The sequence below is a fragment of the Salinisphaera aquimarina genome, from assembly GCF_042643355.1.
Lineage (GTDB): Bacteria > Pseudomonadota > Gammaproteobacteria > Nevskiales > Salinisphaeraceae > Salinisphaera > Salinisphaera aquimarina.
This window is the reverse complement of sequence record NZ_JBHRSS010000003.1, coordinates 1290720-1303095: the sequence shown is the minus strand read 5'-3', so window position 1 is coordinate 1303095 and position 12376 is coordinate 1290720. Positions and strand designations below refer to the sequence as shown.

Annotated in this window: 9 protein-coding genes; 5 read left to right on the top strand and 4 right to left on the bottom strand. The window is 64.7% G+C overall.

Translation table 11 applies throughout. The features are described from left to right. Positions 1-61 precede the first annotated feature (61 nt). Positions 62-1243: an acetyl-CoA C-acetyltransferase gene (locus tag ACFOSU_RS09520; RefSeq protein WP_380688820.1), complete on the bottom strand. Its 1182-nt coding sequence runs from the start codon at positions 1241-1243 to the stop codon at positions 62-64. Between the two features lie 211 nt (positions 1244-1454). Beyond that, positions 1455-3410 (bottom strand): acetate--CoA ligase, encoded by a 1956-nt coding sequence (acs, locus tag ACFOSU_RS09515; protein ID WP_380688817.1) that lies wholly within the window; start codon positions 3408-3410, stop codon positions 1455-1457. Between the two features lie 252 nt (positions 3411-3662). Here acs and ACFOSU_RS09510 point away from each other — a divergent pair, with 252 nt between their 5' ends. Genes ACFOSU_RS09510 through ACFOSU_RS09495 form a run of 4 tightly spaced genes read left to right on the top strand, consistent with a single transcriptional unit; the run spans position 3663 to position 6112 of the window. After that, the gene (locus ACFOSU_RS09510; protein WP_380688815.1) at positions 3663-4394 is read left to right on the top strand and encodes a MotA/TolQ/ExbB proton channel family protein; all 732 of its coding nucleotides are present in this window, start codon (positions 3663-3665) and stop codon (positions 4392-4394) included. After that, positions 4384-4827 carry an ExbD/TolR family protein gene (locus ACFOSU_RS09505; RefSeq protein ID WP_380688812.1) on the top strand — a complete coding sequence of 148 codons (444 nt, stop codon included), beginning with the start codon at positions 4384-4386 and terminating at the stop codon, positions 4825-4827. The genes ACFOSU_RS09510 and ACFOSU_RS09505 overlap by 11 nt, the downstream gene beginning before the upstream one ends. Further along, positions 4824-5225 (top strand): ExbD/TolR family protein, encoded by a 402-nt coding sequence (locus ACFOSU_RS09500; protein WP_380688810.1) that lies wholly within the window; start codon positions 4824-4826, stop codon positions 5223-5225. Before ACFOSU_RS09505 ends, ACFOSU_RS09500 begins: the two co-directional genes overlap by 4 nt. Next, positions 5222-6112: an energy transducer TonB gene (locus tag ACFOSU_RS09495; RefSeq protein ID WP_380688808.1), complete on the top strand. Its 891-nt coding sequence runs from the start codon at positions 5222-5224 to the stop codon at positions 6110-6112. Before ACFOSU_RS09500 ends, ACFOSU_RS09495 begins: the two co-directional genes overlap by 4 nt. Positions 6113-6197: 85 nt before the next feature. Here ACFOSU_RS09495 and ACFOSU_RS09490 read toward each other — a convergent pair whose 3' ends face one another. After that, positions 6198-6692 carry a CC0125/CC1285 family lipoprotein gene (locus tag ACFOSU_RS09490; protein ID WP_380688806.1) on the bottom strand — a complete coding sequence of 165 codons (495 nt, stop codon included), beginning with the start codon at positions 6690-6692 and terminating at the stop codon, positions 6198-6200. A 207-nt stretch (positions 6693-6899) separates the two neighbouring features. On the opposite strand from ACFOSU_RS09490, the gene ACFOSU_RS09485 reads away from it, so the two are divergent. Then, a complete protein-coding gene (locus tag ACFOSU_RS09485; RefSeq protein ID WP_380688804.1) occupies positions 6900-9611 on the top strand; it encodes a penicillin acylase family protein in 2712 nt (903 codons plus the stop codon). A gap of 162 nt (positions 9612-9773) precedes the next feature. Here the strand turns inward: ACFOSU_RS09485 and ACFOSU_RS09480 are convergent, their stop codons facing one another. Continuing rightward, positions 9774-12221, bottom strand: a complete 2448-nt coding sequence (locus ACFOSU_RS09480) for an ATP-binding protein (protein ID WP_380688802.1) — start codon at positions 12219-12221, stop codon at positions 9774-9776. Positions 12222-12376: the final 155 nt, after the last annotated feature.

The following is a 12376-nucleotide window of genomic DNA, read 5'->3' as shown; positions in this document are numbered from 1 at the left end:
GCCATAAAGCATACCGCTCGGCCGGCCCGCATGCGGGGCACTGTTTTGACGCAGTGCCGCGCTAACGTTCCAGCGCCAGCGCCACGCCCTGACCGCCACCGATACACAGCGTTGCCAGTCCTTTTTTTGCATCGCGCTTGTGCATTTCATGAAGCAGCGTCACGAGAACGCGACAGCCGGATGCACCAATCGGGTGCCCGAGCGCGATCGCGCCGCCGTTGACGTTGACGCGTTCCATATCCCACTCGAGTTGGCGAGCGACCGCAATCGACTGGGCGGCAAACGCCTCGTTGGCCTCGACCAGATCGAGATCGGCCACCGTCCAGCCCACGCGCTTGAGACAGCGCTGGGTGGCCGGCACCGGACCGATGCCCATCAATGCCGGATCCACGCCGGCGTTGGCATAGCCGGCGATCGTGGCGAGCGGGGTCAAGCCCAGTTGTTCACACTTTGCGGCGGTCGTGACCACCACCGCGGCCGCGCCGTCGTTGATGCCCGAAGCGTTGCCGGCGGTCACCGTGCCGTCGCGCGTGAACGCGGGCTTGAGCCGCCCCAGGTCATCGGAGGTCACGCCGGCGCGCGGCCCTTCGTCGCGTGTGAACGTCACCGCGTCCCCTTTCTTCTGGGGCACCTCGATGGGCAGAATCTCGTCTTCGAAGCGGCCGTGCTTGAGCGCCTCTTCGGCACGCTGCTGCGAGCGCGCCGCGAACTCGTCCTGCTCGGCGCGCGAGATACGATATTTCTCGGCCACGTTCTCCGCCGTCTGGCCCATGTGGTAGCCGTTGAAGGCGTCCCAGAGACCGTCGCGGATCATGGTGTCGACGAGTTCCCAGTCGCCCATGCGCTTGCCGCTGCGCGAGTTGGGCAGCACGTGCGGCGAGGCGCTCATGTTCTCCTGGCCACCGGCCACGATCAGCTCGGCGTCACCGAGGGCGACGGCCTGAGCCGCCATCATCACCGCTTTCAGGCCACTGCCGCAGACCTTGTTGATGGTCAGCGCGGGCACGCGATCGGGCAGCCCGGCCTTGATCGACGCCTGACGCGCCGGATTCTGCCCGGAGCCGGCGGTCAGCACCTGCCCCATGATCACTTCATCGGCGTTATCCGTATCGATCCCGTGGCGGGCCAGCAGTGCTCGGATGACATGCGCACCCAGATCGGGCGCCGCGATACCGGATAGCGTGCCGCCGAAGCGGCCGATGGCAGTACGGCCGGCGGCCGCAATTACGACTTTTTCAGTCACGAGATCTCCGAGGAATGAAGTCGAACGAGTACACGCGCGACAGGGGCAAAGAAAAACCCGGCCGTGGCCGGGTCAGGCATCGCACAAGTGTACGAAAAACGACACGAATTGTGCAGCGCGCAACCCGCCGGCGTCGCAATTGTCGAGGAAAAAGGCCGGAGCCGGTCGGCGCAAAACGCCCGAACCGGTCCGACCACCCCCTGAATCGTTGCTAGCTGCCCTTGGCCTGCAGCTGTTCGATGATCTGCGGATTCTCCAGCGTGGAGACGTCCGAGGTGATCTCTTCGTCACGGGCCACGGTGCGCAACAGGCGACGCATGATCTTGCCCGAGCGGGTCTTGGGCAGTCCGTCGGCGAAGCGTATCTCCTCCGGCTTGGCGATCGCGCCCAGCTGTTCGGCGACCCAGTCCCGCAGCTCGCTGGCCAGTTCATCGCTGGGGTCGTCGTTCTTGAGAATGACAAAGGCGACGATGCACTCGCCCTTGATCTCGTGAGGCCGGCTGACGACCGCCGCTTCCGAGACCGCCTTGTGGGCCACCAGCGCCGACTCGACTTCCATCGTGCCCATGCGATGCCCGGAAATATTCACCACATCGTCGATACGGCCAAGGATGCGGAAATTGCCCTGTTCGTCGCGCTGGGCCGAATCCCCGGCCACATAGGTATGCGCGTCGAACATGCCGAAATAGGTTTCCCGGTAACGCTCCGGATCGCCCCAGATATTGCGCAGCATGTAGGGCCAGGGCTTGGTCATCACAAGGATCCCGCCCGAGTTCGCATCGGTGACCGGGGCCCCGGACTCGTCGAGAATATCGGCGACGATACCCGGCAAGGCGTGGGTCACCGACCCCGGCTTGGTCGACGTGGATGACGCAATCGGCGTGATCATGTGGCCGCCGGTCTCGGTCTGCCACCAGGTATCGACGATCGGGCATTTCTCGTGGCCGATCATCTCGCGATACCACATCCACGCTTCCGGATTGATCGGCTCGCCCACGGTGCCGAGCACCCGCAGGCTGTCGAGCGCATGGCGCTGCGGGTATTCGTCGCCCTGCTTCATGAGCGCGCGAATGGCCGTGGGCGCGGTATAGAAGATGGTGACCTGATGGGTATCGACCATCTTCCAGAAGCGATCGGGCTCGGGATAGGTCGGCACGCCCTCGAACATCACCTGGGTGCCACCGCAGGCGGTCGGGCCGTAGGTGATATAGGTATGGCCGGTGATCCAGCCCACGTCGGCGGTGCACCAGAACACGTCGTCGTCACCATAGTCGAACACCCAGCGGCTGGTGCAGATCGCGCCCAGCAGATAACCACCCGAGGAGTGCTGGATGCCCTTCGGCTTGCCGGTGGATCCCGAGGTGTAAAGAATGAACAGCGGGTGCTCGGCGCCCACCCATTCGGGCTCGCATTCGTCGGACTGGCCATCGATGGCGTCGTGCCACCAGATATCGCGGCCTTCGGTCATGGTCACATCGGCGCCGGCGCGCTTGTAGACGATGACCTTTTCGATCGACTCGCAGCCTTCGGAAAGCGCCTTGTCGGTCGTTTCCTTGAGCGGAATCAGCTTGCCGCCGCGATAGTTGCCGTCGGCGGTGATCAGCATCTTGGCCTCGGCGTCGTCGATACGGTCGCGCAGCGATATCGCCGAGAAACCGCCGAACACGACCGAGTGGATCGCGCCGATACGGGCACAGGCCAGCATGGTCACCATGGCCTGCGGGATGTTGGGCATGTAGACGACCGCGCGGTCGCCCTTGCCCAGACCGTTGGCCTTCAATGCGTTGGCGAAGCGACATACCCGCGCGTGCAGTTCGCGATAGGAAATATGCTCGACTTCGCCGTCGTCGCCTTCGAATATGACCGCGGTCTTGTCGCCCTTGGTCGCCAGATGACGGTCGAGGCAGTTGTACGATACATTCAGCTCGCCATCGGCGAACCATTTGAAGAACGGGGCGTCGGAGTCATCAAGAACCTGACTGAACGGCTTGTGCCAATCGATCTTCTCACGCGCCTGTGCGGCCCAGAATCCTTCGTGATCGGCGGCAGCGGCCTCGCGCAGTGCCTTGACGTCTGCCGGCTTGAGCGTCGCGCCATCAACGAACGACCGGGGCGGCTCGAACTGGCGATCCTCACGGAGGACGGATTCAATCTTGTTGTCGGCCATTGGGAAAACTCCTTGCAGTAAGCGCAACTGCGGCCAGCATACGCACTTGAGACTGCAGACTGCATACGACTAAAGGCGCATGTTATATCGTCGGCACACAGTGGTTTGCAGGTGGCACAGAGTGGCTGGGCATCGGCACAACTATAGCGAGTTAATAATAATCGTTCGCATTTAGAAGCCTTTTACGCCATACTTCCGAGCGCGCCGCACCGCGCGTGCGCGCACTTTTTTCGCTTTAACGGGAATGCTTCGATGACACCCGACACCTCAACGGTTTTCGATATCAACGGCCTGTTCCAGTTGCTGCAACTCGGCGGTCCGGTCGTGGCGGTACTGGTGGTCATGTCGATATTCGGCCTGGCCATGCTGCTGCTGAAGCTGTGGCAGTACGCAAGCGTGCGGGTAGGCCGGCGTGCATTCATCGAACCGGCACTGGAGCAGTGGCACGCAGGCGATCAGGCCGGCGCGATCGCAGCGCTTGCCGAAGAACGCAACCCGATCGCCGATGCGCTGGCGGTGGCCATGCGTGGCATGCGCGCCGGCGCCGACACCGCGATCGTGCGCGAAGAGGCGGCGCGCGTGGGCTCGCGCCACCTGAGCAGTCTGCGCAGCTATTTCCGGCCGCTCGAGGTGATCGGCTCGCTGTCCCCGCTACTGGGCCTGCTGGGCACGGTCATGGGCATGATCACGGCGTTCCAGCAGCTGGCCAGCGCCGGCAGTCAGGTGGATCCGTCGGTGCTCTCCAACGGCATCTGGGAAGCCCTGCTGACCACCGCCGTCGGCCTCATCGTCGCGATTCCGGCGGTGGTCACACTCAATTGGCTGGAGCGCGTGGTCGAGCGCCTGCACGAAGACATGCAGGATACGCTCACCCGCTTCTTCACCCGTCACGACACCCTGCTGGAACCCCGTAGCGACACCGCGGCAACGGGGGGCAACACGGTGCAGCACGCGCAGGCGACGCGCACCTCGCATGCATATTGAGGTCATCCCGCGGCGCAAGCATTCGATCAGCCTCACGCCGCTGATCGACGTCGTCTTCATACTGCTGGTCTTTTTCATGCTGGCCACGAGCTTCACCGACTGGCGGCCCATCACGCTCGCCACCGGCACCAGCCAGGCAACGCCCGGGCAGACACCGCCAGCGGTCGTGCGCATCAACGCCGATGGCACGCTCAGCTACGAACGGCAGGTGGTGCCCGCCGATGCATTGGCCGCGCGGCTCAAGAGCGCACGTAACCGGGGCGATATCTCGGCGGTCATCGTGCAGCCGAACGCCGATGCCGACCTCGACGCCACGGTGACCGCGCTCGACACGCTTTATGGCGCGGGCGTGGCTCCGATATCGCTGGCCACCGGCACGGCATCATCCTCGGCACAGGGTTCGTCCGCCACCGGCGACGGAAGCACGCCATGATCCTGGCGCCGCCGAAACGTCCCCGTTCGTCGGAAGAGAACATTCTTCCGTTGATCAACATCGTCTTTCTGCTGCTGATCTTTTTCATGCTCGCCGGCGTGCTGGCCCAGCACCCGCCGTTCGAACTGACCCCGCCGAGCACGGCCCAGACTGAAGAGTCGACCCAGTTGAACAACCGCGTTCTGTCGCTCGCCGCCGACGGCCGTATCGCCCTCGGCGGCGAAACACTCGAACGCGGTGCACTCGTGGATGCCCTCGCCGACTGGCCCAAGGGCAAGCCGCTGCAGGTACGCGCCGATGGCCATATCAAGGCCGGCGCGCTTACCGAGCTGTTCGCCACGCTGCGCGAGGCCGGGATCGCGGAAATCAATCTGCTGACCCAGCACAAGACGCCATGAAACGATTCGGGCTTCGTCACTGGCTGGTGGTTCTGCTGCTGGCCATAACCGCTCACGCCGCGTTGTTGCTGCGTTTTCAGGTCAACGCCGATCTCGCCGACGCGGACAGCGGCGGCCCCGGCGTGCGCATCGCGCTTGCCCCTACCCAGGGCGAACCGGCAGAAGAAAAAGTGGCCGCGGACGACGCAGCCGAGGACGTGCCGCCCGACAACGAGCCCGCACCGGAGCCCGAACCCACGCCACCCGAGCCGGAACCGGAGCCCACACCTCCTCCGCCCGAACCCGAACCCGAGCCGGAACCCACGCCCGTGCCCGAACCGGAGCCGGAACCGACCCCCGTGCCCGAGCCCAAACCGGCGCCCGAACCCAAACCCGAGCCCAAGCCGGAACCGCCGCCGAAACCCAGGCCCAAACCGAAGCCCGAGCCGGCTCCGAAGCCCGCACCGCGCCCGCAGCCGGCGCCGGCCGCCAAGACCTCGACCGCGCAGCGTAATCCGAACGCGAAACCGGCCGGCGGCAACGACGCCACCAGCGCCCCGGCGCGCGCCGCCCAGACCGCCAGGCGCACCCAGGCTGGCGCCACCGGCAGCGTCTCGGATACGCCGCCCGACTATCGCAGCGAACTGCGCACCTGGCTGGCAAAACACAAGGACTATCCACGCCGCGCCCGGCGTCTGCGTCAGGAAGGCACCGCGGTGCTGTATTTCGTCATGGACCGCGACGGCCATATCCTGAACTGGGAAATCCGCAAGAGTTCCGGCCACAAGCTGCTCGACGAAGCGGTCGAGAAGATGATCAAGGACGCGGACCCGATGCCGCCGCTACCGGATTCCGTGTCCATGCAGCGACTTGCGCTGACCGTGCCGGTGAGCTTCAAGCTGCGTTGACGCGAGCCGTCTTCGAGTTCGTCAGCCGAGCGGCCGATGCGTCGACACAAACGAACAGATCATCGAGCCACGATACAGCGGCCGGTCAATCCTGGGTCGAGGCCACCGACGGCGACAGATTGCGCTTGAGTTCGTTGGCGTCGTAGATCTCCGGTCCGCTGTCCGGAATATCCGGCCCGATCTGGATTTCCAGCACGGTTTCATAGCGCGTCCGGCTATAACCGCCGCTGGAATAGCCGATCCCGGTGCCGAAGAACGGGTAGCCGTACCCGTAGCCGATACTCGTGGACGGACCGCCGCCGTTCGACGTCACCGGCGATGTCTCGCGCGAATTGATCCGGAAATGGGTCGCGCCATGAGCGAGCGCGACATCGGCCGCCCGGAACAGGGCAAAGGTCTCGACGCTTTCACGGGCCATGGCGTAGTCGCCGGAAAAACTCACCCGGAACCGATCGCTGGTGAGCATGGTGTCGCGATAGCCGAAATCGTCGGCCCGGACGGCGGGTCGATAGGCGGGCCCGCTGGCACAGGCCGCGAGCAGCGTGCATCCGAGAAGCAGCGTGATAAGACGAGTTTTCATATCAATACTATACCCCCGGAAGCGACGCCGCGGATGCGATACGCCAATGGATGATTCGACCATGGAACCGCGCCGCGGTTCGCTTAACCGGGATTGGATACGCGCCTAAAGTCTTAGCCCTGAGTCCATCCCAGAAACCCTCCGCGAGCGTAATCTATGGATGCGCGTATCAACCAACGACACGCCGCCATTCGAGGGGAAATAACAATGAAGACAATCCGATGGACGCGGCCGCTCGCTGCTGTCTGCGTTTCACTGCTGATGGGCACCGCATTGATCGGCTGCTCCTCCGACTACCACAACAACAATAACGACAGTAACGGCGGCGATCAGCTGTCCGACAGCCAGATCAATGCGCCCAACGGTCAGCTGAGTGCGACCATTCGCACCACCACCGGCGGCGTGCCGCACATCACTGCCGACAATCTCGAGTCCGCGGGCTTTGGTTCGGGCTATGTGCAGGCGCGCGACAACGTCTGCATCATCGCCGATTCGATCATCCGTGCACGCGGCGAGCGGGCGAAGTTCTATGGCCCGGGGCCGAACGTCGCCGATGCCCTGCCGGTCGGCGTGAATATCGTCACCGATTTCAGCTACAAGGCGCTCGGCCTGCTGGATCGCGCCAACGAGCAGTTCGACGAGCTCAGCCCCGAGTCGCAGGCGATGCTGCGCGGCTTCGTGGCCGGCTACAACAAGTATGTCGATGAAACCGATGCCGCCGATCTGCCGGCCAAGTGTGCCGGCGCGCCCTGGGTGCGCGACATCAGCGTCCAGGATCTCTACGCCTATTACCAACTGGTCGCGCTGTATGCGAGCGGCGACAATTTCGTCAAGGGCCCGCTGTTCGCCGCGGTGCCTCCGGGTGTAAGTCCCGCGCCGGCACCGGCCGCCGCCGCGAGCGTGAGCACACCGACGAGCGCGCAGGCCACTGCCATCGCCAGCGCCCTGCGTGCGGCCACGCCCGAGGCGCTGGGTCTGAAGAGCGACTATCACGAGCGGGGCATGGCCAGTAACGGCTGGGGCATCGGCGGCGACATGACCGAGAACGGCAAGGGCGCCCTGCTCGCCAACCCGCATTTTCCCTACACCGGCAATCGCCGCCTCTACCAGAGCCAGGTCACGGTGCCCGGCGTGTACAACGTCAACGGCTCCGCACTGATCGGCTTTCTGATCCCGCTGATCGGCTTCAACGACAACGTGGCCTGGACGCATACCGTATCCACCGCGCAACACTTCACCCTCTACGACCTGACCCTCAAGGCGGGCGACGACCTGACCTATATCAAGGATGGCGAAGAAAAACCCATCACGTCCAAGACGATCACCGTCGAGGTCAACGTCGGTGCGGCGCAGCCGGTGCCGTTCCAGCGCACCTTCTACTATTCCGAATACGGCCCGATGCTCGCCGGCAACGTCATCAACAGCAATCTGCCGGCCTGGGGCGCCGACTTTGCCGGACGCCCGACCGCGCTGACCTATCGCGACGCCAATACCGATACCGCCCGCCAGGTCATCGACCAGTGGCTGGCCATGGGTCGCGCGAGCAACCTCGCCGAGTTCCAGCAACCGTTCCAGTCCTGTGGCAGCGTGCTCTGGGTCAACACCATGTACAGCGACGCCAGCGGCCAGGCCTTCTATATCGACGGCACCTCGGTTCCGTCGCTGTCGCCGCAAGCGCTGCAGGCATTCAGTGCACGCGTGTCCAGCAACCCGGTGGTCGCCGGACTGGCGGCCAACAACCTCACGCTGCTGGACGGCAGCCGCGGCATCTACGACTGGGTCGACGGTTCATGCAACGGCCTGGTGGCCTACGACGGCATGCCCAAGCTCGAGCGTCGTGATTTCGTGCAGAACTCCAACGACAGCTATTGGGCCACCAATCCGGAAGCGTTCCTGACCGGTTACTCCCCGCTGTTCGGCCCGACCGAGAACATTCTCTCGCCGCGCACTCGCATGGGTCTGCGCATGCTCGAGAATCCGACCGACCCGGGCCTCTCACAGGTCGCCCCGGCCGGTAGCGACGGCAAGTTCACCGGTGAGGAGATCATCAACGCACTCTATTCGGACCGCGCCTACTACGCCGAAACACTGCTCGACGAGCTACGCACGCGCTGCGAAACCGCCGGCGATACCGCCATTGCAACCGGCAGCGGCGACAGTCGATCGGTGGCCGACGGCTGCACCGCATTGGCGAACTGGAACGGTGTCTACAACCTGGACAGCACCGGCGCCCAGGTCTTTCGCGTGTTCATCGGCCAGTACAGTCCGACCTATCCGGCCCAGTTCAGTGTCGCCTTCGATCCGGCCAATCCGGAAACCACGCCGAGCACCCCCAATCCGGCACCGGGCGATGTATCCCGGGACCCGATGCTGGTGGCGCTGGCGATCGGCCTGAACCGGCTCGATCAGGCGGGTATCGACTACGACACGCCGCTGGGTGAAATCCAGTACCAGCAGCCTTACAGCGTGTCGCCGCCCGGCGGCAATGCCGCGCCCGCGGGCAACCCGATTCCCTGGCACGGTAACCAGAACTTCGAAGGCGGTTTCAATATCGTTTCCGTGGATACCGCCGACGTCGAGGACGGCACCCGCTATCCGCGCTATGCGCCGGCCGGCACGCTGCCCAATACCGGCAGTCTGTCGACCACACCCGGCGAGGGCTGGCTGATCGGCTATGGCACCAGCTGGCATTTCGGCCTGAACTTCACCGACGCCGGCCCGCAGGGCTATGGCCTGGTGAGCTACAGCCAGTCGGATGATCCCTCATCCGATCATTTCGCCGATCAGGATCAGCGTTATTCGGCCAAGAACTACCGCAAGTTCCTGTATTCGGATGCCGATATCAACGCCGACGACAATCTCGAAACCGAGACCATCGAAGGCACGGCGCCGACCGAAAGCGACGACGCCGACGGCTGATCGACGGCCGTCGACCATAAAGCCCGGAGCGTCGTCGCTCCGGGCTTTTCTCTTGCATCGACGGGCGATCGTCCGCGCGGGCCCGACCGCACTCGGCATCAACCGGGCGCAATGACGCGGACTGTCTCGCTCGCGCCCGATCGCGACGTCAGGCGGATGAACTCACACCCAGGCGGGCACGGTGCGTCCATCCGCGCTCTGCGCATAAGGCAGCCACAGCAGTGCCACGAACCGCACCGTGATATCGCTGCTTTTGGCGCGTACCGTCACCGTCTCCAGGTCGAAAGAATCGGCGCCGGGCAGCGCCTGCAACTCGGCAAGCTCCTTTTCGAATGAAGCCGACTCCTCATCGATTCTGGCGCGCAGTTCCGCGGCGTCGGCTTCGGCCTCGCGTACGTCGCGACGCTCCTTGACCACCGAGCCGGCCCGCCGCGCGGCGGTGCCGATCCGGCTCGCATTCCGGCTCGACAACGTTTTTCTGCCCAGAAACGCACCCAGCAGCGCACTGCCGATCGAGAGCGCGCTTTCCATGGTCTTCTGGCTGGCCTGGGCTTTTTCCTCTTCGATATCGCGCTCGGCGGCGCGCAGCTTGTCGTGCAGCCCGCCTGCGGCCTTGTCGTAGCGGGCCCTCAGCTTCCCGACCGCGAGATCACGCTGTTCACGCGCCTTCTGCTGCAGGCGGATCCGAAAATCGGTTTCGCTCTCATCCACCGCCGACGTCAGCTTGAACTGCGGATTCTTGTAGAGCGCGATGCCCTGCGACTGGCGCAGCCAGGTCTTGTAGGCACTGGCCCACTTCGGATACTGACCGGCATCACGTGCCGGCGCCGGCACCTCGGCGAAGCCGGCACCGGCCAACGGCTTCTCGGCGAGATCGGTGAGCCTGAGCGCCAGCGCTTCACCGTTGTGCCAGTCGATCGCCACCGGCCCGTCGTCAACATCGACCGCGACCAGCCAGGCGCGGCGTGTATCCACGTCGTGCGTCTTGCTGGCATAGACCACATCCGCCGCACCCACGACCTGCGGGTAATAGATCAACTGACTGTCGGCCGGCGGCGTGGCCGGACGATAGAACTGGCGGATACCGGGGGCCAGCACCGGCATGGCGTTCGGTGTGGCAACCGAGGATACCGGCGCTGGCGGTCTGGGGCTGGTCTTCTGGATGCTCGCGGCCACCGCGGGCGACGGCAGCGCATCGCACAGACGTCGGATCTGCTCGCGCGTCAGCGGCCCCGGCAGGTATGACATGGCCCAGCGGGTGGCAAAAACCACCGGGTGGGATTCGTGCACGTTATGCAGCAGGAAGCGGCGTTTGCCGAGACCGGCAAGGGTGCGTTCCATGGCACCGCGATCGAACGGCCCGCCACCACTCCCCGAGCCCTCGAGGCCGTCCAGCACGCGCGCCTTGTCGCGGTCGGTCTGCAGACGGCCAATGAACCAGGTGCCGGTATTGGACAGGCCCTTGTAATCCAGATCGACCGGGTTCTGGGTCGACAGGACGAGCCCGAGTCCATAGGCACGGGCCTGCTTGAGCAGGGTCAGAAAGAGTTTCTTGGACGGCGGATTCGCGGTCGGCGGCATATAGCCGAACAGCTCGTCCATATAGAGAATCGCGCGCAGGCTGGAGGTGCCGGGCTGGGCCCGCATCCAGGCGATGATGTCGTTGAGCAGCAGCGTCACGAAGAACATGCGCTCGGTGTCGGACAGATGCGCGATCGACACGATCGACACCCGCGGCTTGCCGTCGGCGGTATGGAACAGATCGCGCGCCGACAGCGGCACGCCTTCGGTCCAGGCGGCGAATCCGGGCGACGCCAGCACGTTGTTCAACTGCATGGCGAGCGCGAAGCGGTCCTTGGCCGGGTAGATCGCTTCCATATCCATCACGCCGATACGTTCCATCGGCGGGTTCTGGATCGCGCCGATCAGGCCCGCCAAGTCCAGCGACCGATCGGCCTGCCAGCTGTGCTGGAGGATGTTCGAGATCAGGATGTGGGCGCGGCTGGTGAGCGGATCGGCGTCGAGACCCAGCAGGGTGAGAATCGATGTGGACGTGGCCTGAATGCGCTCGGCGAAGGCCTCGCTGTCGTCACGCAACGCTTGCGCCGGCGCGGCAAACGAACCCAGCACCGATATCGGGATGCCGGCGCTGCTACCCGGCGTGTAGATGGCGAACTCGGCGGCGTCCTTGAGGCGCTGGATACGCGCACCATCCTGATCCCAGCTGGCCAGCCCTTCGCGCCACAGCGTGGCCTGGTCGGCGGCGAACTCGGCCTTGCTGCGGCCTCGCGTGGCGGCCTGCTGTACGTCGACCCAGGGTTCGAAGTCTGCCGGCGCCAGGTCGGGGAACATCAGCATCAGATTGCCGAGATCGCCCTTCGGGTCGATCGCGATGACCGGCACGCTGTCCAGCGCGGCCTCTTCGATCAGGCCCACACCCAGGCCGGTCTTGCCGCTGCCGGTCATGCCGATGATCACGGCGTGGGTGGTCAGATCGGCAGCATCGTAGAGCAAGGGCTCCGGCGACGGCGCGTCCGATCCATTCGTGGCATCGCCGTCCTGCGCCGCGCGCCCCAGGTAGAACGCCCCCAGTTTCTCGTAATCCTGCATGCCGTGCTCCCGCTTTTTTGTACTGCGATAGTAAGCGTTCAAAAACGAATACGCACCACGACCGGTCTCAGCCCCACAGGCCACGGCCGACTTGTAAAACAGCCGATCATCGCCATAATCAATTGCGCACAATCAAAAGGGCGCCACCCGTGCCC